The sequence below is a fragment of the Citrobacter sp. RHBSTW-00887 genome (assembly GCF_013728095.1).
GTDB lineage: Bacteria > Pseudomonadota > Gammaproteobacteria > Enterobacterales > Enterobacteriaceae > Citrobacter > Citrobacter braakii.
Window position 1 is genome coordinate 1,777,190 of sequence record NZ_CP056267.1, and the last position, 26,711, is coordinate 1,803,900.

23 protein-coding genes are annotated in these 26,711 nt (G+C 53.0%); 18 read left to right on the forward strand and 5 right to left on the reverse strand.

Translation table 11 applies throughout. From position 1 onward, the window contains the following. Positions 1 to 9: 9 nt before the first annotated feature. Positions 10 to 1,212, reverse strand: a complete 1,203-nt coding sequence (gene ackA / locus HV314_RS08445; RefSeq protein ID WP_016153843.1) for an acetate kinase — start codon at positions 1,210 to 1,212, stop codon at positions 10 to 12. Positions 1,213 to 1,551: 339 nt separating this feature from the next. On the opposite strand from ackA, the gene yfbV reads away from it, so the two are divergent. The 4 genes from yfbV to HV314_RS08465 all read left to right on the forward strand — a co-directional run bounded on the left by yfbV (position 1,552) and on the right by HV314_RS08465 (position 5,165). Continuing rightward, positions 1,552 to 2,007, forward strand: a complete 456-nt coding sequence (gene yfbV / locus HV314_RS08450) for a terminus macrodomain insulation protein YfbV (RefSeq protein ID WP_016153842.1) — start codon at positions 1,552 to 1,554, stop codon at positions 2,005 to 2,007. 83 nt (positions 2,008 to 2,090) lie between these two features. Next, positions 2,091 to 2,585: a YfbU family protein gene (locus HV314_RS08455; protein WP_016153841.1), complete on the forward strand. Its 495-nt coding sequence runs from the start codon at positions 2,091 to 2,093 to the stop codon at positions 2,583 to 2,585. After that, on the forward strand, positions 2,578 to 3,255 hold the full coding sequence (locus tag HV314_RS08460) for a sugar phosphatase (protein WP_085951065.1): 678 nt from the start codon (positions 2,578 to 2,580) through the stop codon (positions 3,253 to 3,255). The genes HV314_RS08455 and HV314_RS08460 overlap by 8 nt, the downstream gene beginning before the upstream one ends. A 77-nt stretch (positions 3,256 to 3,332) precedes the next feature. Further along, positions 3,333 to 5,165 carry an SLC13 family permease gene (locus tag HV314_RS08465; protein WP_019077293.1) on the forward strand — a complete coding sequence of 611 codons (1,833 nt, stop codon included), beginning with the start codon at positions 3,333 to 3,335 and terminating at the stop codon, positions 5,163 to 5,165. Between the two features lie 52 nt (positions 5,166 to 5,217). Here HV314_RS08465 and yfbR read toward each other — a convergent pair whose 3' ends face one another. Beyond that, positions 5,218 to 5,817 (reverse strand): 5'-deoxynucleotidase, encoded by a 600-nt coding sequence (gene yfbR, locus HV314_RS08470; RefSeq protein ID WP_003028083.1) that lies wholly within the window; start codon positions 5,815 to 5,817, stop codon positions 5,218 to 5,220. A gap of 95 nt (positions 5,818 to 5,912) precedes the next feature. Continuing rightward, on the reverse strand, positions 5,913 to 7,130 hold the full coding sequence (gene alaA, locus HV314_RS08475; protein ID WP_005129483.1) for an alanine transaminase AlaA: 1,218 nt from the start codon (positions 7,128 to 7,130) through the stop codon (positions 5,913 to 5,915). Positions 7,131 to 8,058: 928 nt separating this feature from the next. Between alaA and lrhA the strand changes: the two genes are divergently transcribed. From lrhA to nuoN, 14 genes are all read left to right on the forward strand, one after another. Continuing rightward, entirely contained in the window at positions 8,059 to 8,997 is a 939-nt protein-coding gene (gene lrhA / locus HV314_RS08480) for a transcriptional regulator LrhA (protein ID WP_016153838.1), read from the forward strand. Positions 8,998 to 9,624: 627 nt separating this feature from the next. Continuing rightward, positions 9,625 to 10,068: an NADH-quinone oxidoreductase subunit NuoA gene (nuoA, locus tag HV314_RS08485; RefSeq protein ID WP_003028077.1), complete on the forward strand. Its 444-nt coding sequence runs from the start codon at positions 9,625 to 9,627 to the stop codon at positions 10,066 to 10,068. Positions 10,069 to 10,083: 15 nt separating this feature from the next. Further along, on the forward strand, positions 10,084 to 10,746 hold the full coding sequence (gene nuoB / locus HV314_RS08490) for an NADH-quinone oxidoreductase subunit NuoB (protein WP_003028075.1): 663 nt from the start codon (positions 10,084 to 10,086) through the stop codon (positions 10,744 to 10,746). A gap of 85 nt (positions 10,747 to 10,831) precedes the next feature. Beyond that, a complete protein-coding gene (nuoC, locus tag HV314_RS08495) occupies positions 10,832 to 12,634 on the forward strand; it encodes an NADH-quinone oxidoreductase subunit C/D (protein ID WP_016153837.1) in 1,803 nt (600 codons plus the stop codon). Between the two features lie 2 nt (positions 12,635 to 12,636). After that, complete coding sequence (gene nuoE, locus HV314_RS08500) at positions 12,637 to 13,137, forward strand: NADH-quinone oxidoreductase subunit NuoE (RefSeq protein WP_003028069.1); 501 nt, start codon at positions 12,637 to 12,639, stop codon at positions 13,135 to 13,137. Further along, positions 13,134 to 14,471 carry an NADH-quinone oxidoreductase subunit NuoF gene (gene nuoF / locus HV314_RS08505; RefSeq protein ID WP_016153836.1) on the forward strand — a complete coding sequence of 446 codons (1,338 nt, stop codon included), beginning with the start codon at positions 13,134 to 13,136 and terminating at the stop codon, positions 14,469 to 14,471. Before nuoE ends, nuoF begins: the two co-directional genes overlap by 4 nt. Positions 14,472 to 14,551: 80 nt before the next feature. Then, positions 14,552 to 17,278, forward strand: coding sequence for an NADH-quinone oxidoreductase subunit NuoG (gene nuoG / locus HV314_RS08510; protein WP_032931989.1), 2,727 nt, complete (start codon positions 14,552 to 14,554; stop codon positions 17,276 to 17,278). Then, entirely contained in the window at positions 17,275 to 18,252 is a 978-nt protein-coding gene (gene nuoH / locus HV314_RS08515) for an NADH-quinone oxidoreductase subunit NuoH (protein ID WP_181547841.1), read from the forward strand. The genes nuoG and nuoH overlap by 4 nt, the downstream gene beginning before the upstream one ends. A 14-nt stretch (positions 18,253 to 18,266) precedes the next feature. Then, positions 18,267 to 18,809 (forward strand): NADH-quinone oxidoreductase subunit NuoI, encoded by a 543-nt coding sequence (gene nuoI / locus HV314_RS08520; protein WP_005129470.1) that lies wholly within the window; start codon positions 18,267 to 18,269, stop codon positions 18,807 to 18,809. Positions 18,810 to 18,820: 11 nt separating this feature from the next. Continuing rightward, positions 18,821 to 19,375 carry an NADH-quinone oxidoreductase subunit J gene (gene nuoJ / locus HV314_RS08525; RefSeq protein WP_016153833.1) on the forward strand — a complete coding sequence of 185 codons (555 nt, stop codon included), beginning with the start codon at positions 18,821 to 18,823 and terminating at the stop codon, positions 19,373 to 19,375. Beyond that, entirely contained in the window at positions 19,372 to 19,674 is a 303-nt protein-coding gene (gene nuoK / locus HV314_RS08530) for an NADH-quinone oxidoreductase subunit NuoK (protein ID WP_006683663.1), read from the forward strand. The genes nuoJ and nuoK overlap by 4 nt, the downstream gene beginning before the upstream one ends. Then, the gene (gene nuoL / locus HV314_RS08535; protein ID WP_016153832.1) at positions 19,671 to 21,512 is read left to right on the forward strand and encodes an NADH-quinone oxidoreductase subunit L; all 1,842 of its coding nucleotides are present in this window, start codon (positions 19,671 to 19,673) and stop codon (positions 21,510 to 21,512) included. The genes nuoK and nuoL overlap by 4 nt, the downstream gene beginning before the upstream one ends. Positions 21,513 to 21,588: 76 nt before the next feature. Beyond that, positions 21,589 to 23,118: an NADH-quinone oxidoreductase subunit M gene (gene nuoM / locus HV314_RS08540; protein WP_016153831.1), complete on the forward strand. Its 1,530-nt coding sequence runs from the start codon at positions 21,589 to 21,591 to the stop codon at positions 23,116 to 23,118. A 6-nt stretch (positions 23,119 to 23,124) separates the two neighbouring features. Then, entirely contained in the window at positions 23,125 to 24,582 is a 1,458-nt protein-coding gene (gene nuoN / locus HV314_RS08545) for an NADH-quinone oxidoreductase subunit NuoN (protein WP_016153830.1), read from the forward strand. 92 nt (positions 24,583 to 24,674) lie between these two features. On the opposite strand, the gene HV314_RS08550 is transcribed toward nuoN, so the two are convergent. Both HV314_RS08550 and rbn read right to left on the reverse strand, forming a co-directional pair. Then, positions 24,675 to 25,679: a chemotaxis protein gene (locus tag HV314_RS08550; RefSeq protein WP_016157041.1), complete on the reverse strand. Its 1,005-nt coding sequence runs from the start codon at positions 25,677 to 25,679 to the stop codon at positions 24,675 to 24,677. Positions 25,680 to 25,743: 64 nt separating this feature from the next. Continuing rightward, positions 25,744 to 26,661: a ribonuclease BN gene (gene rbn, locus HV314_RS08555; RefSeq protein WP_181547843.1), complete on the reverse strand. Its 918-nt coding sequence runs from the start codon at positions 26,659 to 26,661 to the stop codon at positions 25,744 to 25,746. Positions 26,662 to 26,711 lie beyond the last annotated feature (50 nt).

Sequence of the window (26,711 nt, forward strand, 5' to 3'; positions counted from 1 at the left end):
GGTGTGAAATCAGGCAGTCAGACGGCTCGCGTCTTGCGCGATAACCAGTTCTTCGTTGGTTGGGATAACCACCGCAGGACGGGTACCTTCTTTGTTGATGAAACCAGATTTGCCGAAACGTGCGGCCAGGTTACGTTCGTGGTCAACTTCAAAGCCCAGAACGCCCAGTTTGCCCAGAGACAGTTCACGAACCATCGCTGCGTTTTCACCGATACCACCGGTGAAGACAACTGCATCCAGACGACCATCCATCAGCGCAGTGTAAGAACCGATGTATTTCGCCAGACGGTGACAGTAAACGTCCATTGCACGTTTAGCGTCTTCTTTAGTCGCGTAGTTATCTTCAACATAACGGCAGTCGCTGGTGACTTCGGTCAGACCCAGCAGGCCGGACTCTTTGGTCAGCATTTTGTTGATCTGGTCAACGCTCATGCCCAGGGTGTCGTGCAGGTGGAAGATGATCGCCGGGTCGATGTCACCGGAACGCGTACCCATCACCAGACCTTCCAGCGGGGTCAGACCCATGGAGGTATCAACACATTTACCGTTACGGATAGCAGAAACAGAACCGCCGTTGCCCAAGTGGCAAGTGATGATGTTGAGCTCATCAACCGGTTTGTTCAGAATTTTTGCCGCTTCCTGAGTTACGAAGAAGTGGCTGGTACCGTGCGCGCCGTAACGACGAACACCGTGTTCTTTGTACAGGCTGTATGGCAGAGCATAGAGGTAAGACTCTTCCGGCATGGTCTGATGGAACGCGGTGTCGAACACAGCCACGTTTTTGTCTTTCAGATTCGGGAAGGATTTCAGCGCTTCTGCGATACCGATCAGGTGTGCAGGGTTATGCAGCGGTGCAAAAGAGGCTGCGTCTTTGATACCCTGAATAACAGAATCGTCGATAACCACAGAGCCGGTGTATTTCTCGCCGCCGTGAACAACACGGTGACCAATCGCAGTCAGCTGAGCAGACAGTTCTGGTTTTTGTGCCAGAATAGTATTAACGATAAAATTCAGCGCTTCACTGTGAGCGGCGCCTGCACCTAAAGCCGCTTCTTGTTTACCGCCGTCCATTTTCCACTTGATACGTGCTTCTGGGAGATGGAAACATTCGGCTAAACCAGAGAGGTATTCTTCACCGTTTACTGCATCGATGATGGCAAATTTCAGTGAGGAGCTACCGCAGTTCAGAACCAGTACTAACTTACTCGACATGGAAGTACCTATTTATGATACGTGGCTAAAAAAACGTCAGGAAGTCATAGAGCGTAGCGCATGATGACACCGACGTTTATGATTAACATCATGCGCCATAGTCTTTTTGGGCACGATGGAATAAATACCTTTGAGTCTATGTCATTTTGCGTATTTTTCAGCCAATGGCATACTATGTGTCAATTTGACGACTCAATGATTTTGGACTAAAGGCCTTACAGGCCGGCACAGGATACCTGAATGTGGGTATTAAAGACAAAATGTTTTGAACGATGTCCTTTGTAGTTGTTGTTTTGCACAAATTTTTTAATTTTTATATGTGAAGTTGAGGTAACCGCCATGTCGACACCGGATAATCGTTCCGTCAATTTTTTTAGCTTGTTTCGCCGGGGGCAGCACTATGCGAAGACGTGGCCAATGGAAAAGCGCCTCGCGCCAGTGTTTGTAGAGAACCGCGTGATCCGCATGACGCGTTACGCGATCCGTTTTATGCCGCCTATCGCCGTCTTCACCTTATGCTGGCAAATTGCGTTAGGGGGGCAGTTGGGACCGGCCGTGGCGACTGCGCTGTTTGCGCTCAGCCTGCCGATGCAGGGCATGTGGTGGCTGGGTAAACGTTCTGTAACACCGCTGCCGCCTTCAATACTCAACTGGTTCTACGAAGTTCGGGGTAAATTGCAAGAAGCCGGGCAGGCGCTCACTCCGGTAGAAGGAAAGCCTGATTATCAGGCGCTGGCTGACACGCTTAAGCGCGCCTTCAAACAACTGGATAAAACTTTCCTCGATGATTTGTAATTGACCCCTGATTACGCATATAAAAGAAGGCACAAGATGCCTTCTTTTTTTTCATCGCAGTAGTAGTGATACAGGAGTCCCAAATGGAAATGACCAACGCTCAACGTCTGATTTTGTCTAATCAGTACAAAATGATGACTATGCTCGATCCCACTAACGCCGAGCGTTATCGTCGTTTGCAGACGATTATTGAACGCGGTTACGGCTTGCAGATGCGCGAGCTGGATCGTGAGTTTGGTGAGCTGACGGAAGAAACCTGTCGTACGATTATCGATATTATGGAGATGTATCACGCATTACATGTGTCCTGGACTAATCTTAAGGACGCGCAGGCTATTGATGAGCGCCGCGTGACCTTCCTTGGCTTTGACGCCGCAACGGAAGCCCGTTACCTCGGGTACGTACGTTTTATGGTTAATGTAGAAGGTCGTTATACCCACTTTGATGCGGGTACGCATGGCTTCAACGCCCAGACCCCGATGTGGGAAAAATATCAGCGTATGCTAAATGTCTGGCACTCTTGCCCGCGCCAGTATCACCTGAGTGCGAATGAAATTAACCAAATCATTAATGCCTGAGGGGGCGAGCGTGCAGTGCAAAGGTTTTCTGTTTGATCTGGATGGAACGCTGGTCGATTCCTTACCCGCAGTAGAACGCGCGTGGTGCAACTGGGCCGATCGTTTTGGCCTCGATCACGCCGAGGTGCTCGGCTTTATTCATGGCAAGCAGGCCATTACCTCCCTGCGACACTTTATGGTGGGCAAATCTGAGGCTGAGATCGCCGCGGAATTCACCCGCCTGGAGCAGATCGAAGCGACGGAAACCGCGGGGATCACAGCGCTGCCGGGAGCGGTTGATTTACTCAACCACCTCAATAAAGCGGGTATTCCATGGGCGATTGTGACCTCCGGATCCATGCCGGTCGCACGAGCGCGTCATCGTGTCGCGGGGCTGCCTGCTCCTGAAGTGTTTGTCACCGCCGAGCGGGTAAAAAGAGGCAAACCCGAGCCTGACGCCTATCTGTTAGGCGCCCAGCTTTTGGGTCTTGCGCCACAGGAATGCGCGGTGGTGGAAGATGCGCCCGCTGGGGTGCTTTCAGGACTGGCGGCAGGGTGTCATGTGATAGCGGTCAACGCGCCTGTGGACACGCCGCGTCTGGATGAGGTCGATTTTTCGCTGACCAGTCTGGAACATATTTCTGTGACTAAACAGCCCAACGGCAATGTGGTCGTTGTAAGAAATACCTGAACATGATTTAGCCCCAGATTGTTGGGGCTTTTTTATGGCAGAATCGATCCATCCCTCTCATTTAACAAGGATATGTTGTGAACGGTGAATTGATATGGGTTCTCTCATTGCTGGCGATTGCCGTCGTCTTGTTTGTCACTGGCAGAGTGCGTATGGACGCGGTCGCTTTGCTGGTCATCATTGCCTTTGTTCTGAGCGGAACATTGAGCATCACAGAAGCCTTTTCCGGATTCAGCGATCCTAACGTTATTTTGATAGCGGCATTATTCATTATCGGCGACGGCCTGGTGCGTACCGGGGTGGCGACAGTAATGGGTGCCTGGCTGGTGAAGGTGGCTGGCAGCAGTGAAGTCAAAATGCTGGTGTTGCTGATGATTACCGTTGCCGGGCTCGGGGCGTTTATGAGTTCGACCGGCGTGGTCGCCATCTTTATCCCGGTGGTCTTAAGCGTTTCCATGCGCATGGAAATTTCCCCTTCACGCTTGATGATGCCGCTGAGCTTTGCCGGCTTGATAAGCGGCATGATGACGCTGGTGGCGACGCCGCCTAACCTGGTCGTCAACAGTGAACTGTTACGTGAAGGACTCAACGGGTTCAGCTTTTTTAGCGTTACCCCGCTGGGGCTGGTGGTTCTGGTACTCGGCATAATTTATATGCTGCTGATGCGCTTTATGCTCAAGGGGGAAGATTCCAGGCAGCCGGGAGACGGCTGGAAACGCCGGACCTTTCGCGATCTGATTAAAGAATATCGCCTGACCGGGCGCGCGCGTCGGCTGGCGATTCGTCCCGGTTCTCCTATGATTGGCCAGCGTCTGGATGATCTGAAGTTGCGTGAGCGCTACGGGGCAAACGTGATTGGCGTGGAACGCTGGCGTCGCTTTCGTCGCGTAATAGTCGACGTTAACGGGGTTTCTGAGTTTCGCGCCCGTGACGTATTGCTGATTGATATGTCCGCGGCCGATGTCGACCTGCGTGAATTTTGCAGTGAACAGTTTCTGGAACCAATGGTACTGCGCGGCGAATACTTCTCCGAGCAGGCGCTTGATGTGGGGATGGCCGAGATCTCTCTGATCCCTGAATCGGAATTGATCGGCAAAACGGTACGGGAAATCGCTTTTCGTACCCGCTACGGGCTGAATGTCGTTGGGCTGAAGCGCGATGGTGCGGCTCTGGCTGGAGCGGTGGTGGATGAGCCATTGCTGATGGGCGATATCATATTAGTGGTGGGCAACTGGAAGCTCATCACACTGTTGGGACAAAAAGGGCGTGATTTTGTCGTGCTGAATATGCCGGAGGAAGTCAGTGAAGCTTCTCCGGCGCACAGCCAGGCACCGCATGCGATTTTCTGTCTGGTGCTGATGGTCGCTCTGATGCTCACTGATGAAATTCCCAATACGGTGGCTGCGATCATCGCCTGTCTACTGATGGGGAAATTTCGCTGTATTGATGCCGAAAGTGCCTATAAAGCGATTCACTGGCCAAGCATTATTTTGATTGTCGGGATGATGCCCTTCGCGCTGGCTTTACAAAAAACCGGCGGTGTCGACTTGGTGGTGAAAGGGCTGATGGATGTCGGTGGCGGGTATGGCCCGTATGTGATGTTGGGCTGCCTGTTCGTGCTGTGTGCGACTATCGGGTTATTTATCTCCAACACCGCGACGGCGGTGCTGATGGCGCCAATCGCGCTGGCGGCTGCAAAGTCGATGGGCGTTTCACCGTATCCTTTTGCGATGGGGATTGCGATGGCAGCATCCGCAGCCTTTATGACACCGGTCTCTTCGCCGGTAAACACTCTGGTGCTCGGACCTGGCAACTACAGCTTTAGCGATTTCGTGAAGATTGGCGTACCGTTTACCATCATTGTGATGGCGGTGTGCGTGGTGATGATCCCGATGCTGTTTCCGTTTTGATTTTGTTGGCGGATGGCGACGGGGATATCTTCGCCGCCACCGGGTCATGCGTTTATAGCGGAGAATCCTGGCTGATTTCATCTAATGAGAGGTGAAAACTCGGGACAAACACGTCCATAAAGTAGTCCATCTCTTCGCTGCGTCGCGACTCCAGCGTTTTTTCCAGACGCGTCTTGGCAAGCAGAAATTCGTTATTACCGGCAGAGAGTTCCTCCAGACACTTCAGATACGCGCACAGGGCATCGGCCTGTTTAACAATCGATCTCTCTTCTTCACTTAAGGCATGCTCATCAATGAGCGGCGCAAAAATATCGCGCAGTTCATCAGGCACCATATCGACCAGTTTTTGCTGGGCAATTTTCTCTATCGCTTTATATTCCTGCGCAATCTGCGAGTTGAAATATTTCACCGGAGTAGGGAGATCACCGGTCAGCACTTCTGACGCATCGTGATACATCGCCAACAGAGCAATACGCTCAGCATTAACCTGACCACCAAATTTACGGTTTTTGATCGCGGCCAGCGCATGGGCAACCATGGCAACCTGCAGACTGTGTTCAGACACGTTTTCGGTGCGCACGTTGCGCATCAGCGGCCAGCGATTAATGAGCTTCAGACGGGAGAGGTGGGCAAAAAAATGGCTCTGCTTCATAACGACCCTTATATGATGGCAACCTAAGAGTCATTTTGCGCAGAGAAGGCTGTCAGATGCAAATACTCGTCATCCATCCGACAGCCTTTGTTTAATTACAGCTGGTGATACCCTGACAGGAAACGCTCAAATTTACTCAGCGACATTTCAATATCGTCAATACGCGGCAGCGTGACGATGCGGAAATGATCCGGCCACGGCCAGTTGAACGCTGTTCCCTGAACCAGCAGTACTTTTTCCTGCAGCAGGAAGTCGAGCACCATCTTCTGGTCGTCATGAATGTTGAAGCGTTTAGCATCAATTTTCGGGAACATATACAGCGCGCCGCGCGGTTTTACGCAGGAGACACCAGGAATGTCATTGAGCAGTTCCCAGGCGCGGTTGCGTTGTTCATACAGACGCCCACCAGGCATGATAAATTCGCTGATGCTCTGGTATCCGCCCAGCGCGGTCTGAATGGCATGTTGCGCCGGAACGTTGGCACACAGGCGCATAGAGGCCAGCATCTCAAGACCTTCAATATATCCTTTAGCATGTTTCTTCGGCCCGTTCAGCACCATCCAGCCCTGACGGAAACCGGCAACGCGATAGGTTTTTGACAGGCCATTGAAGGTGATGGTCAGCAGATCCGGCGCCATTGCAGCGATGGAGTGGTGTTCAGCATCGTCGTAGAGAATTTTGTCGTAAATCTCATCCGCAAAGATGATGAGGTTGTTCTGGCGAGCAATCTCAACAATCTCCATCAGCAGCTCTTTAGAGTAAACAGCGCCGGTTGGGTTGTTTGGGTTGATGATGACGATTCCACGCGTACGCGGCGTGATTTTGGCGCGGATATCATCCAGGTCCGGGAACCAGTCTGATGATTCGTCACACAGGTAGTGCACGGCATTACCGCCGGAGAGCGATACCGCCGCCGTCCACAGCGGATAATCAGGAGCAGGAACCAGCATTTCGTCCCCACTGTTCAGCAATGCCTGCATAGCCTGCACAATTAATTCAGAAACGCCGTTGCCGATATAAATATCTTCCACGGTTACGTCGCGCATACCACGGGCCTGGTAATGCTGCATAATCGCTTTACGGGCGGAATAAAGGCCTTTGGAGTCGCAATATCCTTGCGCTGTTGGCAAATTGCGGATCACATCCACCAGTATTTCATCTGGCGCTTCAAACCCGAATGGCGCCGGGTTGCCGATGTTCAGTTTCAGAACCTTATTGCCTTCTTCTTCCAGGCGCTTTGCTTCCTTCAGAACCGGGCCGCGAATGTCATAACAGACGTTTTCTAATTTGCTGGATTTTTCAATGGGGGACATGAACGTTGACCTTTTTAGCTGTGAATGCCACTCCCTGCCATGGAAGTCAGCCCAGCACAATGTACTCCCACGGCGGTGAGTTTTGAAGGGTCTTTAGTAGAAGATTTTGAAAAGCTATGAAGTGATAATTAACTGTTAACAACTAAATAATGTAAATATTATGAGATAATAATCTATCTGGATGCGTTTTGTTGGTAGTATGTTTTGTTTTATTGGTTTGGTTGTGGTGAATTGTTTGGTCAAAAAAAGTTAAACCTGTAAAGCGAAATGTCACGGGTGTCTAAGCTGGGGGAAGTAATTCGAAAATACTGAGGTTTTAACTGCGGGACCTGTTATCGGCCTGATCCGTACGTGATACGGTGTGAATTCATTGTTAAGCAGAATTAATGAATTGAAGAATTCTTAATTAATTATTATTTAATATTTAAACGACATTAAATTGAATGGGCCAATAATAGCAAAACCGCTGCTCTGACATAACACCTGGTAGCCTGGAATTATTCACGATAACACTTATAAATATAGTGGTTTTAGGTTAAGATAAGTCTCATGAAATGGTAAGTAGTCTGAATTTTAAGATAATTCAAATGTTTGTTGGTTGTTCCTAACACACTGAAAAGTTAGTTTTTAATGTGTAAATTATTGTTCGTTAACTTTTTTTTAAATTTACAAAATTTACATGTTTTCCCTAAGTCAGAATCATCCAGCAGCTAAAAATTCGGCTCTTTCTCGTTGCTATATTCCGATGAATATCACGGGAATTAAAATAGCCAGGAAAGAGAATTGTTTCGTTTGTTAAACCAAATACATCCTTATTTTCACTTGGTTACACTAAGCGAAACTGCGAGGGAGGTACATTACAAATGGAGTTGTTTGATTCCAAATGCACAGCATTAACCCGGTATGACCCGCGAGTAAGTGAAAAACTATGATAAATGCAAATCGTCCGATAATTAACCTCGACCTCGATCTGCTGAGAACCTTCGTTGCTGTTGCCGACCTGAATACCTTTGCGGCTGCGGCAGCTGCGGTATGTCGAACTCAGTCTGCGGTGAGTCAGCAAATGCAGCGTCTTGAGCAACTCGTGGGGAAAGAGTTGTTTGCGCGCCATGGACGCAACAAACTACTGACCGAACATGGTATACAACTGTTGGGTTACGCCAGAAAAATACTGCGCTTTAATGATGAGGCATGCTCATCATTAATGTTTAATAATCTTCAGGGAGTGTTAACTATCGGTGCTTCTGATGAATCAGCCGATACCATACTGCCTTTCCTGCTCAACCGAATAAGTTCGGTTTATCCGAAGCTTGCGCTGGATGTGAGGGTCAAGCGTAACGCCTACATGGTGGATATGCTGAAGTCGCAAGAAGTGGACTTGGTTGTGACTACCAACCGTCCTGGCGATTTTGAATGTCTGAATCTGCGTACCTCGCCAACGCATTGGTACTGTGCTGCCGAATATATTCTGCAAAAAGGTGAGCCGGTACCGTTGGTTCTGCTGGACGATCCGAGCCCGTTTCGCGATATCGTGCTGGCGACATTAAACGCTGCTCAGATCCCGTGGCGTCTGGCTTATGTTGCCTCAACCTTACCTGCGGTTCGCGCGGCGGTAAAAGCAGGGCTCGGCGTCACTGCACGGCCTGTTGAAATGATGAGTCCGGATTTACGCGTACTGGGCGCCGCCGACGGATTACCGCCATTGCCTGATACTGAGTATTTGTTGTGCTGCGATCCGTCCACGCAAAATGAGTTGGCAGAAGTTATCTTTAAGTCGATGCAAACGTATCAAAATCCTTGGCAATACAATCAGTTTACCCCGGAAGGGGGAGATGACTCGCTGATTGTTGAAGGCGACTTTGAGTAATCCGTCACAAAAAATCGTTTTAAAATGTTAGTGTAAAAAAGAGCCTCTGGTGATGAAAAAACATCCAGCGGCTCTTTTTTTATGTAAATATTGCCGCTTTATGTCATTTGCTATACTAAAACTTAACAAAATCAGAAGGTAAAAAAACGGCCTGACACTTGGCTGAAAAATAAGCAGCAGCGTTACTAATTGTTTCCATGTTAAAAAACTAGAGAAATTGTTGCTGTTTTTTATGGTGAATTAACAAAAGCGTGTCACAGATCAAGAAAATACTCCCATTTAGGGGGAGGCATCTGGGTGAATTCCTGTCAAAATAGGTGAGTATTATCTTTTTTACTTCACTACGGACACGATTCAACAACATTAAAAATGACCGATGATGCGATCGCAATTGGTCTAAATAGCACTTTATGTTAATGAAGTTGGAGCGGTGTAAAATAATGTGAGGAAACTTTTGTTAAAGTTGACAAAAGGTTATAGAAAGGAGTAAAAAACCCCATCAATTAGCTGTATAAAATGGTTTTTCACAGTGATTGTAAGGTTTTTTTTATTCCTCCCCATGAATCGATGTGGCGTTCATCTGCCGAAAAGAGCAGAGAATTTGGCGCTACTTTTGATGAGTAAGCAATGAGTATGTCAACATCCACTGAAATCATCGCTCATCACTGGGCATTCGCTATCTTTCTTATTGTTGCCATTGGCCTGTGCTGCCTGATGCTCGTCGGCGGCTGGTTTTTAGGTGGTCGCGCGCGCGCGAGATCTAAAAACGTGCCGTTTGAATCAGGTATCGACTCGGTCGGCACCGCCCGCTTGCGCCTGTCTGCCAAGTTTTATCTGGTAGCCATGTTCTTCGTTATCTTCGACGTTGAAGCGCTGTATCTGTTCGCATGGTCAACTTCTATCCGTGAAAGCGGCTGGATTGGCTTTGTGGAAGCTGCAATTTTTATTTTTGTGTTACTGGCAGGTCTGGTTTATCTGGTGCGTATTGGCGCGCTGGACTGGACGCCCGCGCGTTCACGCCGCGAGCGTATGAACCCGGAAACGAACAGTATCGCTAATCGTCAACGCTAACCGCGAGGCATTAAGATGGATTATACGCTCACCCGCATAGATCCTAACGGTGAGAACGACCGTTACCCCCTGCAAAAACAGGAGATCGTAACCGACCCCCTGGAGCAAGAAGTTAACAAAAACGTGTTCATGGGCAAGCTGCATGACATGGTTAACTGGGGCCGTAAAAACTCAATTTGGCCCTATAACTTTGGCCTTTCCTGCTGCTACGTTGAGATGGTGACCTCGTTTACCGCCGTGCATGATGTGGCCCGTTTTGGTGCGGAAGTACTACGTGCATCGCCGCGTCAGGCTGACCTGATGGTCGTAGCCGGAACCTGCTTTACCAAAATGGCGCCGGTTATTCAACGCCTCTACGATCAGATGCTGGAACCGAAATGGGTTATTTCCATGGGCGCATGCGCCAACTCCGGCGGTATGTACGACATCTATTCTGTGGTGCAGGGCGTTGATAAATTTATTCCGGTCGATGTGTACATCCCGGGATGCCCGCCGCGTCCGGAAGCGTATATGCAGGCTCTGATGCTGCTGCAAGATTCCATTGGCAAAGAACGCCGTCCGCTCTCCTGGGTGGTTGGCGATCAGGGCGTTTATCGCGCCAATATGCAGTCAGAACGCGAGCGTAAACGCGGCGAACGTATTGCTGTAACGAATCTTCGTACACCAGACGAGATTTAATTTGCGCCTGTCGGCAGCAGCACTTCCTTCGCTTATCACTACATAAATAGCGCGAAGCACTGCCGACCACCACGGACCATTTGCAATGGTGAACAATATGACCGACTTAACCGCGCAAGACGCTGTATGGCAAACACGGGATCACCTTGATGACCCGGTCATTGGCGAACTGCGCAACCGTTTTGGGCCGGATGCCTTTACCGTTCAGGCGACTCGCACCGGGGTACCTGTTGTTTGGGTCAAGCGTGAACAATTACTGGAAGTTGGCGATTTCTTAAAGAGACTGCCGAAACCTTACGTCATGCTGTTTGACTTACACGGCATGGACGAACGTCTGCGTACGCACCGCGAAGGGTTACCTGCCGCGGATTTTTCAGTTTTCTATCACCTGATCTCCATTGAACGCAATCGCGATATCATGCTCAAGGTGGCATTGTCTGAAAACGACCTGCGTGTACCGACGTTCACCAAACTGTTTCCGAACGCCAACTGGTATGAGCGTGAAACCTGGGAAATGTTTGGCATCGACATCGAAGGTCACCCGCACCTGACGCGTCTGCTGATGCCGCATACCTGGGAAGGTCATCCGCTGCGTAAAGACTACCCGGCGCGTGCGACCGAATTCGATCCGTTTGAGCTGACTAAAGCCAAACAGGATCTGGAAATGGAATCACTGACCTTCAAACCAGAAGAATGGGGCATGAAGCGTAGTTCCGAAAACGAGGACTTCATGTTCCTCAACCTCGGTCCTAACCACCCGTCTTCTCACGGTGCGTTCCGTATTGTGCTGCAGCTTGATGGCGAAGAAATCGTCGACTGCGTGCCTGACATCGGCTACCACCACCGTGGCGCTGAAAAGATGGGTGAACGTCAGTCCTGGCACAGCTACATTCCGTACACCGACCGTATCGAGTACCTCGGCGGCTGTGTTAACGAAATGCCTTACGTACTGGCCGTTGAGAAACTGGCTGGCATCACCACGCCGGATCGCGTCAATGTGATTCGCGTTATGTTGTCTGAACTGTTCCGTATCAACAGCCACCTACTGTACATCTCCACGTTCATCCAGGACGTCGGCGCGATGACGCCGGTCTTCTTCGCCTTTACCGACCGTCAGAAAATCTATGACGTAGTGGAAGCGATCACCGGTTTCCGTATGCACCCGGCCTGGTTCCGTATCGGCGGTGTGGCACACGATCTGCCGCGCGGTTGGGACAAACTGCTGCGTGACTTCCTCGACTGGATGCCAAAACGTCTGGATTCCTACGAGAAAGCCGCACTGCGTAACACCATCCTGAAAGGCCGTTCGCAAGGCGTTGCCGCTTACGGTAAGAAAGAAGCGCTGGACTGGGGTTGTACCGGTGCTGCGCTGCGTGCGACCGGTATTGATTTTGACGTGCGTAAAGCGCGTCCATACTCTGGCTACGAAAACTTTGACTTTGAAGTCCCGGTTGGCGGCGGCGTGTCCGACTGCTATACCCGCGTGATGCTGAAAGTTGAAGAGCTGCGCCAGAGTCTGCGCATCCTTGAGCAGTGCCTCAACAACATGCCGGAAGGCCCGTTCAAAGCGGATCACCCGCTGACTACGCCGCCGCCGAAAGAGCGCACGTTGCAACATATCGAAACCCTGATCACCCACTTCCTGCAGGTTTCGTGGGGACCGGTTATGCCGGCAAACGAGTCCTTCCAGATGGTGGAAGCGACCAAGGGTATTAACAGTTACTACCTGACCAGCGATGGCAGCACCATGAGTTACCGTACCCGTATCCGTACCCCGAGCTATGCGCACCTGCAGCAGATCCCGGTAGCGGTACGTGGCAGCCTGGTGTCCGACCTTATCGTCCACCTGGGTAGTATCGATTTTGTTATGTCAGATGTGGACCGCTAATTATGCACGAGAATCAACAACCACAAACCGAGGCTTTTGAGCTGAGTGCGGCTGAGCGTGAAGCGATTGAGCACGAGAAGCACCACTACGAAGACCCGCGTGCGGCGTCCATTGAAGCGCTGAAAATTGTTCAGAAACAGCGTGGCTGGGTGCCGGATGGGGCGATCTATGCGATCGCTGATGTGCTGGGGATCCCGGCAAGCGACGTAGAAGGTGTTGCCACGTTCTATAGCCAGATCTTCCGCCAGCCGGTAGGTCGCCACGTGATCCGCTACTGCGACAGCGTGGTGTGCCATATCAACGGCTATCAGGGGATCCAGGCTGCGCTTGAGAAAAAACTCAACATCAAGCCGGGGCAGACGACCTTTGACGGTCGTTTTACGCTGCTCCCGACCTGTTGCCTGGGGAACTGCGATAAAGGGCCGAACATGATGATCGATGAGGATACTCATGCTCACCTGACCCCGGAAGGCATTCCCGAACTGCTGGAGCGGTATAAATGAAAGACATTATCCGTACTCCCGAAACGCATCCGCTGACCTGGCGTCTGCGTGATGACAAACAGCCGGTCTGGCTGGACGAATACCGTAGCAAGAACGGCTACGAAGGTGCGCGTAAGGCCCTGACCGGGCTGTCACCGGACGAAATCGTTAATCAGGTAAAAGACGCTGGCCTGAAAGGGCGCGGCGGTGCGGGCTTTTCCACCGGTCTGAAGTGGAGCCTGATGCCGAAAGACGAATCCATGAACATCCGTTACCTGCTGTGTAACGCCGATGAAATGGAGCCGGGTACCTATAAAGACCGTCTGCTGATGGAACAGCTGCCGCACCTGCTGGTGGAAGGCATGCTGATCTCCGCGTTTGCGCTGAAAGCGTACCGTGGTTACATCTTCCTGCGTGGTGAATATATCGAAGCGGCTGTGCATCTGCGTCGCGCGATTGCCGAAGCAACCGAAGCCGGCTTGCTTGGCAAAAACATCATGGGCACCGGTTTCGACTTCGAACTGTTTGTCCACACCGGGGCAGGGCGCTATATCTGCGGTGAAGAGACGGCGCTGATTAACTCCCTTGAAGGTCGTCGTGCTAACCCACGCTCTAAGCCGCCGTTCCCGGCAAGCTCTGGCGCTTGGGGTAAGCCGACCTGCGTTAACAACGTCGAAACCCTGTGTAACGTACCAGCTATCCTCGCGAACGGCGTGGAGTGGTACCAGAACATTTCGCAGAGCAAAGATGCGGGCACCAAGCTGATGGGCTTCTCCGGTCGCGTGAAGAACCCTGGCCTGTGGGAACTGCCTTTCGGTACTACCGCGCGCGAGATCCTCGAAGATTACGCGGGCGGCATGCGTGATGGCCTGAAATTCAAAGCCTGGCAGCCGGGCGGCGCGGGTACTGACTTCCTGACTGAAGCGCACCTCGATCTGCCGATGGAATTCGAAAGCATTGGTAAAGCCGGTAGCCGTTTGGGCACCGCGCTGGCAATGGCCGTCGATCACGAGATTGGCATGGTTCCTCTGGTGCGTAACCTGGAAGAGTTCTTTGCCCGCGAGTCCTGCGGCTGGTGTACGCCGTGCCGTGACGGTCTGCCGTGGAGTGTGAAAATTCTGCGCGCGCTGGAGCGTGGCGAAGGCCAGCCTGGGGATATCGAGACGCTTGAGCAACTGTGTCGTTTCCTCGGCCCGGGTAAAACCTTCTGTGCACACGCACCGGGTGCGGTGGAGCCGCTGCAGAGCGCCATTAAATATTTCCGCGAAGAATTCGAAGCTGGCATCAAGCAGTCCTTCAGCAATACCCATCAGATTGGTGGTATTCAGCCGAACCTGCTGAAAGAGCGCTGGTAATAGCAGGGTAACCCTGAATCGCGATCAGAAATTCGATTAACGCTCGGTTTTAGACCGAGCCAACTGGAAGCATGCTGACTATGGCTACGATTCATGTAGACGGCAAAGAATATGAGGTCAACGGAGCGGACAACCTGCTGGAAGCTTGTCTGTCTCTCGGCCTTGATATTCCGTACTTTTGCTGGCACCCGGCGCTGGGAAGCGTCGGTGCTTGCCGCCAGTGTGCGGTGAAGCAATATCAAAACGCGGAAGACACGCGTGGTCGCCTGGTGATGTCTTGTATGACACCGGCCACCGAAGGCACCTTTATTTCAATTGATGACGAAGAAGCGAAGCAGTTTCGCGAAAGCGTAGTGGAGTGGTTGATGACTAACCACCCGCACGACTGTCCGGTCTGTGAAGAGGGCGGTAACTGCCACCTTCAGGATATGACCGTCATGACCGGTCATAGCTTCCGTCGCTACCGCTTCACGAAGCGTACTCACCGCAACCAGGACCTGGGGCCGTTCATCTCTCACGAAATGAACCGCTGCATCGCCTGTTATCGCTGCGTACGTTACTACAAAGATTACGCCGATGGTGCGGATCTGGGCGTCTATGGCGCACATGACAACGTCTACTTTGGTCGTCCGGAAGACGGTACGCTCGAAAGCGAATTCTCCGGTAACCTGGTGGAAATTTGCCCGACCGGCGTCTTCACCGATAAAACGCACTCCGAGCGTTATAACCGTAAATGGGACATGCAGTTTGCGCCGAGCATCTGCCAGCAGTGTTCTATCGGTTGTAACATCAGCCCGGGCGAGCGCTACGGTGAACTGCGTCGTATCGAAAACCGCTACAACGGTACCGTTAACCACTACTTCCTCTGCGACCGTGGTCGTTTTGGCTATGGTTACGTGAACCTGAAAGACCGTCCGCGTCAGCCGGTACAGCGTCGTGGCGATGACCTGATCACGCTGAACGCCGAACAGGCGATGCAGGGCGCGGCAGATATTCTGCGTCAGTCGAAGAAAGTGATTGGTATCGGCTCACCGCGTGCCAGCGTTGAAAGTAACTTCGCGCTGCGTGAACTGGTCGGTGCGGATAACTTCTATACCGGTATTGCCCAGGGCGAGCAGGAACGTCTGCAACTGGCTCTGAGCGTGCTGCGTGACGGCGGTATTCATACCCCGGCACTGCGCGAAATCGAGTCATACGATGCGGTTCTGGTCCTGGGCGAAGATGTCACCCAAACCGGCGCGCGCGTTGCGCTGGCAGTGCGTCAGGCGGTGAAAGGTAAAGCGCGTGAAATGGCGGCGGCGCAGAAAGTGGCCGACTGGCAGATTGCGGCAATCCTCAATATTGGCCAGCGCGCCAAGCACCCGCTGTTCGTTACCAACGTCGATAACACCCGTCTGGATGATATCGCGGCATGGACCTACCGTGCGCCGGTTGAAGATCAGGCGCGTTTAGGTTTCGCTATCGCCCATGCACTGGATAACAACGCACCGGCGGTTGACGGTATCGACCGTGACCTGCAAAACAAAATTGATGTCATCGTTCAGGCTCTTGCCGGGGCGAAGAAACCACTGATTATTTCCGGTACCAACGCCGGTAGCGCCGACGTGATTCAGGCTGCTGCCAACGTGGCGAAGGCGCTGAAAGGCCGTGGCGCAGACGTCGGGATCACCATGATTGCTCGCTCTGTCAACAGTATGGGGCTGGGTATGATTGGTGGTGGTTCCCTCGACGACGCGCTGACCGAACTGGAAACAGGTCGTGCTGACGCCGTTGTGGTGTTGGAAAATGACCTGCATCGCCATGCTTCAGCAACGCGTGTGAACGCCGCGCTGGCGAAAGCGCCGCTGGTACTGGTCGTTGACCATCAGCGCACGGCTATTATGGAAAACGCCCATCTGGTGCTTTCCGCCGCTAGCTTCGCTGAAAGCGATGGTACGGTAATTAACAACGAAGGGCGCGCCCAGCGTTTCTTCCAGGTCTATGACCCATCCTACTACGACAGCAACACCGTAATGCTGGAAAGCTGGCGCTGGCTGCACTCGCTGCACAGTACCGTGCAGAGTCGTGAAGTGGACTGGACGCAGCTCGACCATGTTATCGACGCGGTCGTTGAGAAGTTACCGCAGTTGGCGGGTATTAAAGATGCCGCGCCGGATGCAAGCTTCCGTATCCGTGGACAGAAACTGGCACGTGAACCGCACCGCTACAGTGGCCGTACCGCAATGCGCGCCAACATCAGCGTCCACGAACCGCGCCAGCCGCAGGACAAAGACACCATGTTCGCTTTCTCTATGGAAGGGAACAACCAACCGTCTGCGCCGCGTTCACAAATTCCGTTTGCCTGGGCTCCGGGCTGGAACTCCCCACAGGCGTGGAACAAGTTCCAGGATGAAGTGGGCGGTAAACTGCGTCATGGCGATCCGGGCGTGCGTCTGATCGAAGCTTCTGCAGATGGTCTGGATTACTTCACAACCGTTCCGGCGAGCTTCCAGGCTCAGGATGGTCAGTGGCGTGTCGCGCCTTACTATCATCTGTTTGGTAGTGACGAAATGTCCCAGCGTGCGCCTGTCTTCCAGACCCGTATGCCGCAACCGTACATCAAACTCAACCCGGCTGATGCCGCGAAGTTGGGAGTGAATGCCGGTACGCGCGTTTCTTTCAGCTACGATGGCAACACGGTTACGCTGCCGGTTGAAATCGCTGAAGGATTAACGGCAGGGCAGGTTGGTTTGCCAATGGGTATGCCTGGCATCGCGCCGGTTCTGGCTGGTGCACGTCTTGAGGATCTGCAGGAGGCACAACAATGAGTTGGATTACACCCGATCTGATTGAGATCCTGCTGAGCGTTCTCAAAGCGGTCGTGATTCTGCTGGTGGTGGTCACCTGCGGGGCATTCATGAGCTTTGGCGAACGTCGTCTGCTCGGTCTGTTCCAGAACCGTTACGGACCGAACCGTGTTGGCTGGGGCGGTTCGCTCCAGCTGGTTGCGGACATGATCAAGATGTTCTTTAAAGAAGACTGGATCCCGAAATTCTCGGATCGCGTCATCTTTACCCTGGCACCGATGATCGCCTTCACCTCGCTGCTGCTGGCTTTCGCCATCGTGCCGGTGAGCCCGAACTGGGTGGTTGCTGACCTGAACATCGGGATCCTGTTCTTCCTGATGATGGCAGGCCTCGCGGTATACGCGGTGCTGTTCGCAGGCTGGTCCAGTAACAACAAATACTCGCTTCTCGGTGCAATGCGTGCGTCTGCGCAGACGCTGAGCTACGAAGTGTTCCTCGGACTTTCCCTGATGGGCGTGGTGGCGCAGGCCGGTTCATTTAACATGACCGACATCGTCAACAACCAGGCTGATATCTGGAACGTTATTCCGCAGTTCTTTGGTTTTGTCACCTTTGCCATCGCGGGCGTGGCGGTGTGTCACCGTCACCCGTTTGACCAGCCAGAAGCCGAGCAGGAACTGGCCGACGGTTACCACATTGAATACTCCGGTATGAAATTCGGTCTGTTCTTCGTGGGTGAGTACATCGGCATCGTCACCATTTCTGCACTGATGGTTACCCTGTTCTTCGGTGGCTGGCATGGTCCGCTCTTACCGCCATTCGTCTGGTTCGCGCTGAAAACCGCGTTCTTCATGATGATGTTCATTTTGATTCGTGCGTCGTTACCGCGTCCTCGTTATGACCAGGTAATGTCCTTCGGCTGGAAAGTCTGTCTGCCGCTGACGCTCGTCAACTTGCTGGTAACGGCCGCTGTCATTCTCTGGCAGGCGCAATAAGGGACACAAAGACCATGACCTTAAAAGAATTGTTAGTAGGTTTCGGCACCCAGGTACGCAGTATCTGGATGATCGGCCTGCATGCGTTCGCGAAACGCGAAACGCAGATGTACCCGGAAGAGCCGGTCTATCTACCGCCCCGTTTTCGTGGTCGTATCGTTCTGACCCGTGACCCAGACGGCGAAGAGCGCTGCGTTGCCTGTAACCTGTGTGCGGTAGCGTGTCCGGTAGGCTGTATCTCTTTGCAAAAAGCAGAGACCAAAGACGGCCGCTGGTATCCGGAGTTTTTCCGCATTAACTTCTCACGCTGCATTTTCTGCGGCCTGTGCGAAGAAGCCTGTCCGACAACGGCTATTCAGCTGACTCCAGATTTCGAGCTGGGTGAGTACAAGCGCCAGGACCTGGTTTACGAGAAAGAGGATCTGCTGATCTCCGGTCCGGGTAAATACCCGGAATATAACTTCTACCGGATGGCAGGTATGGCAATCGACGGCAAAGATAAGGGCGAAGCAGAGAACGAAGCCAAGCCTATCGACGTCAAGAGCCTGTTACCGTAAGGAGAGGGGCAATGGAGTTCGCTTTTTATATCTGTGGCCTGATAGCCATTCTCGCAACCTTGCGGGTGATCACCCACACCAATCCGGTACACGCACTGCTGTACCTGATTATTTCGCTGCTGGCGATTTCCGGTGTGTTCTTCTCGTTAGGTGCTTACTTCGCGGGGGCGCTGGAAATAATCGTCTACGCGGGCGCCATCATGGTGTTGTTCGTGTTCGTGGTCATGATGCTCAACCTCGGTGGTTCTGAAATTGAACAGGAACGCCAGTGGCTGAAACCGCAGGTGTGGATTGGACCGGCGATTCTGTCGGCCATCATGCTGGCGGTTATTGTTTATGCCATTCTGGGTGTTAACGATCAGGGCATCGACGGGACGCCAATTAGCGCTAAAGCTGTCGGTATTTCCCTGTTCGGACCGTATGTACTGGCGGTCGAGCTGGCTTCGATGCTGCTGCTGGCAGGTCTGGTTGTAGCCTTCCACGTAGGGCGCGAAGAGCGTTCTGGTGAAGTGCTGAGCAATCGCACCGATGACCGCGCGAAAAGAAAAACGGAGGAGCACGCATGATCCCCTTACAACATGGACTGATCCTCGCGGCTGTCTTATTCGTACTGGGCTTAACCGGTCTGGTTATCCGCCGCAATCTGCTGTTTATGCTGATCGGGCTGGAAATCATGATTAACGCCTCCGCGCTGGCCTTCGTGGTCGCCGGAAGCTACTGGGGCCAGACCGATGGTCAGGTGATGTATATTCTCGCCATCAGCCTTGCGGCTGCGGAAGCGAGCATTGGACTTGCGCTGTTGCTGCAACTTCATCGCCGTCGCCAGAACCTGAACATCGATTCAGTAAGTGAGATGCGTGGATGAACATGCTTGCCTTAACCATTATTCTGCCATTTATTGGCTTTGTATTACTGGCGTTCTCTCGCGGTCGTTGGTCAGAAAATCTGTCCGCGACCGTGGGTGTCGGGTCGATTGGCCTGGCGGCGCTTGTGACCGCGTTTGTTGGCGTTGACTTCTTTGCTAATGGTCAACAGGCCTACAGCCAGCCGCTGTGGACGTGGATGTCTGTCGGTGACTTCAATATCGGTTTTAACCTGGTGCTGGACGGCCTGTCGCTGACCATGCTCAGTGTGGTGACCGGTGTGGGTTTCCTGATTCACATGTTCGCCTCCTGGTATATGCGCGGTGAAGAGGGATACTCCCGTTTCTTCGCCTACACCAACCTGTTTATCGCCAGCATGGTGGTTCTGGTACTGGCGGATAACCTGCTGCTGATGTACCTCGGCTGGGAAGGCGTGGGCCTGTGCTCCTATCTGCTGATCGGTTTCTATTACACCGATCCGAAGAATGGCGCTGCGGCAATGAAAGCCTTCGTCGTGACCCGTGTGGGTGACGTGTTCCTCGCCTTCGCATTGTTTATCCTCTACAACGAGCTGGGCACGCTGAACTTCCGCGAAATGGTGGAACTGGCGCCTGCTCACTTTGCAGATGGTAACAACATGCTGATGTGGGCAACCCTGATGCTGCTGGGTGGTGCGGTGGGTAAATCCGCGCAGTTGCCGTTGCAGACATGGCTTGCTGACGCGATGGCAGGTCCGACGCCTGTCTCCGCGCTGATCCACGCAGCGACGATGGTTACCGCCGGTGTCTACCTGATTGCACGTACTCACGGCCTGTTCCTGATGACGCCGGAAATCCTGCATCTGGTGGGGATTATCGGGGCTATCACTCTGGTACTGGCTGGTTTCGCCGCGCTGGTACAGACCGACATCAAACGCGTTCTCGCATACTCCACCATGAGCCAGATTGGTTATATGTTCCTGGCTCTCGGGGTTCAGGCGTGGGACGCGGCGATTTTCCACCTGATGACGCACGCCTTCTTTAAAGCGCTGCTGTTCCTGGCATCCGGCTCGGTTATCCTGGCCTGTCACCACGAACAGAACATCTTCAAGATGGGCGGTCTGCGTAAGTCTATTCCGCTGGTGTATCTCTGCTTCCTGATCGGTGGCGCGGCGCTGTCGGCTCTGCCGCTGATTACCGCAGGCTTCTTCAGTAAGGATGAGATTCTGGCCGGTGCGATGGCGAACGGTCATATCAACCTGATGGTTGCAGGTCTGGTCGGTGCGTTCATGACCTCTCTGTACACCTTCCGTATGATTTTCATCGTGTTCCACGGTAAAGAGCAAATTCACGCTCACGCAGGGAAGGGGATTACACATCATCTGCCGCTGATTGTGCTGATGATCCTGTCCACCTTCGTTGGCGCACTGATTGTGCCACCGCTGCAGGGTGTACTGCCTGCGACGACCGAGCTTGAGCATGGTCGCGTGATGACCCTGGAAATTACCTCCGGTATCGTCGCGATTGCAGGCATTCTGATCGCAGCATGGCTGTGGCTGGGTAAACGTACTCTGGTGACGTCGATTGCCAACAGTGCGCCAGGCCGTCTGCTGGGTACCTGGTGGTATAACGCCTGGGGCTTCGACTGGCTGTACGACAAAGTGTTCGTCAAGCCGTTCCTGGGCGTTGCATGGCTGCTGAAACGCGATCCGCTGAACGCAATGATGAACATTCCGGCGATCCTTTCCCGCTTTGCAGGTAAAGGCCTGTTGTTAAGCGAGAACGGCTATCTGCGTTGGTATGTAGCATCAATGAGCATCGGTGCCGTCGTTGTGCTGGCTCTGTTGATGGTACTGCGTTGATCGTAAAGTGAATTTTATCCAAATTCGTTGAAAATCAGGCCTCTATTAGGGGCCTTAAAAAGGAATAAAAATCGCCATGTTACTACCCTGGCTAATATTGATTCCCTTTATCGGTGGCTTCCTGTGCTGGCAGACCGAACGCTTTGGCGTGAAGGTGCCGCGTTGGATCGCGCTGATTACCATGGGACTGACGCTGGCGCTTGGCCTGCAACTTTGGTTGCAGGGCGGCTATTCACTGACGCAATCCACTGGCATTCCGCAGTGGCAGTCTGAGTTTGTCCTGCCGTGGATCCCACGCTTTGGCATCTCGATTCATCTTGCTATCGACGGTCTGTCGCTGCTGATGGTGGTGCTGACCGGCCTGCTCGGTGTTCTGGCGGTACTTTGCTCCTGGAATGAAATCGAAAAATACCAAGGCTTTTTCCACCTGAACCTGATGTGGATCTTAGGCGGCGTAATCGGCGTGTTCCTTGCCATCGACATGTTCCTGTTCTTCTTCTTCTGGGAAATGATGCTGGTGCCGATGTACTTCCTGATCGCGCTATGGGGGCATAAAGCCTCTGACGGTAAAACGCGTATCACGGCAGCAACCAAGTTCTTCATTTATACCCAGGCGAGTGGTCTGGTGATGTTGATTGCCATCCTGGCGCTGGTGTTTGTGCACTACAAAGCGACCGGCGTGTGGACTTTCAACTATGAAGAATTGCTGAATACTCCGATGTCCCACGGCGTGGAATACCTGTTGATGTTGGGCTTCTTCATCGCTTTCGCGGTGAAAATGCCGGTGGTTCCGCTGCACGGCTGGTTGCCGGATGCTCACTCCCAGGCACCGACCGCAGGTTCCGTTGACCTGGCAGGTATCTTGCTGAAAACCGCAGCCTACGGTCTGCTGCGCTTCTCCCTGCCGCTGTTCCCGAATGCGTCAGCGGAGTTTGCGCCTATCGCAATGTGGCTTGGCGTCATCGGCATCTTCTACGGCGCGTGGATGGCCTTTAATCAGTACGACATCAAACGTCTGATTGCTTACACCTCCGTATCCCACATGGGCTTCGTACTGATTGCTATCTACACCGGCAGCCAGCTGGCATACCAGGGTGCGGTGATTCAGATGATCGCGCACGGCCTGTCCGCAGCCGGTCTGTTCATCCTGTGTGGTCAGCTGTACGAACGTCTGCACACGCGTGATATGCGTATGATGGGCGGCCTGTGGGGCAAAATGAAATGGTTGCCTGCGCTGTCAATGTTCTTTGCAGTGTGTACGCTGGGTATGCCGGGTACAGGTAACTTCGTTGGCGAATTTATGATTCTGTTCGGCAGCTACCAGGTGGTTCCGGTTATTACCGTGATCTCGACATTTGGTCTGGTGTTTGCTTCTGTTTACTCGCTGGCGATGCTGCATCGCGCTTACTTTGGTAAGGCGAAGAGCCAGATTGCCAGTGTTGAACTGCCAGGGATGTCGCTGCGTGAGCTGTTTATCATCCTGTTGCTGGTCGTGCTTCTGGTACTGCTTGGCTTCTATCCGCAGCCGATTCTGGATACCTCGCATTCTGCGATGAGCAACATCCAGCAGTGGTTTGTTAATTCCGTTACTACTACAAGGCCGTAAATCGCCATGACAATAACTCCACAACACCTGATTGCGCTGCTACCGCTGCTGATCGTCGGCTTGACGGTGGTGGTTGTGATGCTCTCCATTGCGTGGCGACGCAATCACTTCCTCAATGCCACGCTGTCGGTCATTGGGCTTAACGCCGCACTGGTTTCGCTCTGGTTTGTTGGCCAGGCGGGCGCTATGGACGTCACCCCGCTGATGCGGGTTGACGGTTTCGCCATGCTCTACACCGGGCTGGTGCTGCTGGCGAGTCTTGCCACCTGTACCTTCGCTTACCCGTGGCTGGAAGGCTACGACGACAACCGGGAAGAGTTCTATCTGCTGGTACTGATTGCCGCGCTCGGCGGTATTCTGCTGGCTAACGCTAACCATCTGGCGGCGCTGTTCCTTGGTATTGAGCTTATCTCTCTGCCGCTGTTTGGTCTGGTTGGCTATGCGTTCCGTCAGAAACGTTCGCTGGAAGCCAGTATCAAATACACCATTCTGTCTGCCGCAGCGTCTTCCTTCCTGCTGTTTGGTATGGCGCTGGTGTACGCGCAGTCTGGCAACCTGTCGTTTGTCGCGCTCGGTAAGAGCCTCGGCGACGGTATGCTGCAAGAACCGCTGCTGCTGGCGGGCTTCGGTCTGATGATTGTTGGGCTCGGCTTTAAACTCTCGCTGGTTCCATTCCACCTGTGGACGCCAGACGTATACCAGGGCGCTCCGGCTCCGGTTTCCACCTTCCTGGCGACGGCGAGCAAAATCGCTATCTTCGGCGTGGTGATGCGTCTGTTCCTGTACGCACCGGTAGGTGATAGCGAAGCGGTACGGATCGTGCTGGGTGTGATTGCCTTTGCTTCCATTATCTTCGGTAACCTGATGGCGCTGAGCCAGACCAACATCAAACGTCTGCTTGGTTACTCATCTATCTCTCACCTTGGTTACCTGCTGGTGGCGCTGATTGCCCTGCAGAGCGGCGAGATGTCGATGGAAGCGGTTGGCGTTTACCTGGCCGGTTATCTGTTCAGCAGCCTCGGTGCTTTCGGTGTGGTCAGCCTGATGTCCAGCCCGTACCGCGGTCCGGATGCAGACTCTCTGTTCTCCTACCGTGGTCTGTTCTGGCATCGTCCAATCCTCGCGGCGGTGATGACGGTGATGATGCTGTCTCTGGCGGGTATTCCGATGACGCTGGGCTTTATCGGTAAGTTCTACGTACTGGCGGTGGGTGTGCAGGCTAATCTGTGGTGGCTGGTTGCCGCCGTGGTGGTGGGTTCCGCGATTGGTTTGTACTACTACCTGCGCGTTGCCGTGAGCCTGTACCTGAGCGCACCGCAGCAACTGAATCGCGATGCGCCGTCCAACTGGCAGTATAGCGCGGGCGGTATCGTGGTGTTGATTTCTGCTCTGCTGGTACTGGTGCTGGGTATCTACCCGCAACCGTTGATCAGCATCGTGCAGTTAGCGGCTCCGCTGATGTAATTCATCATGCTGTGATCGAAAAAGAGTCTGGACAATGTCCAGACTCTTTTTTTTACCTGTCTATACTCGTCATACTTCAAGTTGCTGGGGCGTCAGGCCGAAAGTTGACGGCTCACCAGCGGGCCGCTGATGCCTTTCGCTGTGCGATCCATCACTTCCTGAATGACTGAAGACAGCTCATTGACTTCGAATTTGGCCACGTAACCATCTGCTTTCACTCGGCGTACGTGATCTTCATTGGCGCTACCGGAAAGTGAGGAGTGGATAACGACCGGGATCTTCTTCAGGCGTTCGTCGGTTTTTATCTTACGGGTAAGCGTAAAACCGTCCATCTCCGGCATTTCCAGATCGGTGAGCACCAGCGCAATCTTCTCGCTGATTGGTTTACCTTCCGCTTCTGCTTCTTCAGATAGCTGTTGTATCTTTTCCCACGCATCCTGGCCCGTCACATGCATCAAGTGTGGAATCTCCATGGCGTTAAGCCCTTTTTCCAGCATCGCGCGAGCCACTTTGGAATCATCAGCCACAATCGCCACCGCACCCGGCGTAATGTTGAACTTATTGGTTTTCAGCTCTGTTGCGCGCAGGTCGTGGTTCGACGGTACAATATCGTACAGGATCTGTTCGACATCGAGCACCAGCGCCAGATTGTTAGTCTCTTTGTTGTCGTCCAGACAGGCGATACTGGTAATGTAGCGACCATTGACGGCTTTCTCGGCGGTATGCACCTGTTGCCAGTCCAGACGCATAATGTTTTCTACCGACTCCACCGCAAACGCCTGAACGCTGCGGGCATATTCCGTGATCAACAGGATGTTGAGTCCGGTCTCTGGCTTACAGCCCGCGACGGCAGGCAGATCAATCACCGGGATCACCTGATCGCGAATGTTAACCATACCCAGCAACGGGGCTTTCATACCTGCGGGACGCGTAAAGGTCGGCATCGGTACGATTTCACGCAGTTTGAATACGTTGATGCCAAACAGTTCTGATTTCTGCTCCTCGACGGATTTGCCAAGGCGAAACAGCAGCAGTTCAAAACGGTTAGACAGGGTTAGGTTTGTCCTGTCATCAATATCTTTCTGGAAATTGTTCATCCTGTCCTCAGTGTGAAAGCCAGCCTTTCCACTGTTATCGGCACTGAGGCGGAAAAATGGAGCATTAAACGGTGAAAATGGCGAAATCGTGAGCCAGTTCAGTGTCTGGAAATATCGCTTTGCACTCTTCGAGTAATCGCTGACAACCTCTTTCATCGTAGCGTGAGCTAACGTGGGTCATGATCAGGCGTCCCACTCCGGCCTCAAGCGCCAGCTGGGCGGCTTGTCGGGTCGAGCTGTGACCGCGGCTGTTGGCTTTTTCCTCCATTGAGGAGTCCAGTGTGGTTTCATGTACCATCACATCCACACCGCGTGCCAGTTCAATGGCGGACGCGCAAGGTCCTGTGTCGCCGAAAATAGCCACAGATTTTCCTCTGGTGGCAGGGGCGAGAAAATCGGCACCGTTAATCGCTCGACCATCCTCCAGCACGATGGTTTTCCCGGCTTTCAAATCCTGGAACCACGGGCCCGCTTTAACACCAGCCGCCTTCAAGGCGCTGGCGTCAAGTGCCCCCGGTTTGTCGTGCTCTTCAACACGAAAACCGTAGCACTCCAGCGGATGCTCCAGCGGGTACGCCGTTACTTTACGCAGGCCGTCATCGACAATTTCACCCGCGGTGATTTCGACAATATCCAGCGGATAATCGGTCCAGGAGCCGCTCAAACGCAAAGCCGTTTCGGTAAACTCTCGCAACCCCTTTGGTCCGTAAAGCGTCAGTGGCTGGACGTTCCCGGCCATTGAGCGACTGCACAGCAGCCCCGGTAAACCAAACAGGTGATCGCCGTGTAGATGGCTGATAAAAATACGCTCGAGTTTTCCAGGGTTAAATGGCGTGGGCAGCATCTGATGCTGCGTTCCTTCACCACAATCGAAAAGCCACAGCCCCGCCTGAGTCGGGTGTTGCAGATTCAGTAAAATTGCCGTTACATTGCGTGAGCGCGTGGGGACTCCCGCAGACGTGCCTAAAAATAGTAATTCCATCTTCGCGTTACACTTTTCGCCATCAATAAGGCAGGGTGTTCAGGTTATCA

Excerpts from the sequence above, each read along its gene's own strand:
- nuoM (WP_016153831.1), top strand. The coding sequence starts at position 21,589 with ATGTTACTACCCTGGCTAATATTGATTCCCTTTATCGGTGGCTTCCTG.
- nuoN (WP_016153830.1), top strand. The coding sequence starts at position 23,125 with ATGACAATAACTCCACAACACCTGATTGCGCTGCTACCGCTGCTGATC.
- HV314_RS08455 (WP_016153841.1), top strand. The coding sequence starts at position 2,091 with ATGGAAATGACCAACGCTCAACGTCTGATTTTGTCTAATCAGTACAAA.
- nuoK (WP_006683663.1), top strand. The coding sequence starts at position 19,372 with ATGATCCCCTTACAACATGGACTGATCCTCGCGGCTGTCTTATTCGTA.
- nuoE (WP_003028069.1), top strand. The coding sequence starts at position 12,637 with ATGCACGAGAATCAACAACCACAAACCGAGGCTTTTGAGCTGAGTGCG.
- nuoF (WP_016153836.1), top strand. The coding sequence starts at position 13,134 with ATGAAAGACATTATCCGTACTCCCGAAACGCATCCGCTGACCTGGCGT.
- nuoI (WP_005129470.1), top strand. The coding sequence starts at position 18,267 with ATGACCTTAAAAGAATTGTTAGTAGGTTTCGGCACCCAGGTACGCAGT.
- nuoA (WP_003028077.1), top strand. The coding sequence starts at position 9,625 with ATGAGTATGTCAACATCCACTGAAATCATCGCTCATCACTGGGCATTC.
- alaA (WP_005129483.1), bottom strand. The coding sequence starts at position 7,130 with ATGTCCCCCATTGAAAAATCCAGCAAATTAGAAAACGTCTGTTATGAC.
- nuoB (WP_003028075.1), top strand. The coding sequence starts at position 10,084 with ATGGATTATACGCTCACCCGCATAGATCCTAACGGTGAGAACGACCGT.
- HV314_RS08550 (WP_016157041.1), bottom strand. The coding sequence starts at position 25,679 with ATGAACAATTTCCAGAAAGATATTGATGACAGGACAAACCTAACCCTG.
- rbn (WP_181547843.1), bottom strand. The coding sequence starts at position 26,661 with ATGGAATTACTATTTTTAGGCACGTCTGCGGGAGTCCCCACGCGCTCA.
- yfbV (WP_016153842.1), top strand. The coding sequence starts at position 1,552 with ATGTCGACACCGGATAATCGTTCCGTCAATTTTTTTAGCTTGTTTCGC.
- nuoG (WP_032931989.1), top strand. The coding sequence starts at position 14,552 with ATGGCTACGATTCATGTAGACGGCAAAGAATATGAGGTCAACGGAGCG.
- nuoJ (WP_016153833.1), top strand. The coding sequence starts at position 18,821 with ATGGAGTTCGCTTTTTATATCTGTGGCCTGATAGCCATTCTCGCAACC.
- nuoL (WP_016153832.1), top strand. The coding sequence starts at position 19,671 with ATGAACATGCTTGCCTTAACCATTATTCTGCCATTTATTGGCTTTGTA.
- lrhA (WP_016153838.1), top strand. The coding sequence starts at position 8,059 with ATGATAAATGCAAATCGTCCGATAATTAACCTCGACCTCGATCTGCTG.
- yfbR (WP_003028083.1), bottom strand. The coding sequence starts at position 5,817 with ATGAAGCAGAGCCATTTTTTTGCCCACCTCTCCCGTCTGAAGCTCATT.
- nuoC (WP_016153837.1), top strand. The coding sequence starts at position 10,832 with ATGGTGAACAATATGACCGACTTAACCGCGCAAGACGCTGTATGGCAA.
- ackA (WP_016153843.1), bottom strand. The coding sequence starts at position 1,212 with ATGTCGAGTAAGTTAGTACTGGTTCTGAACTGCGGTAGCTCCTCACTG.
- HV314_RS08460 (WP_085951065.1), top strand. The coding sequence starts at position 2,578 with ATGCCTGAGGGGGCGAGCGTGCAGTGCAAAGGTTTTCTGTTTGATCTG.
- nuoH (WP_181547841.1), top strand. The coding sequence starts at position 17,275 with ATGAGTTGGATTACACCCGATCTGATTGAGATCCTGCTGAGCGTTCTC.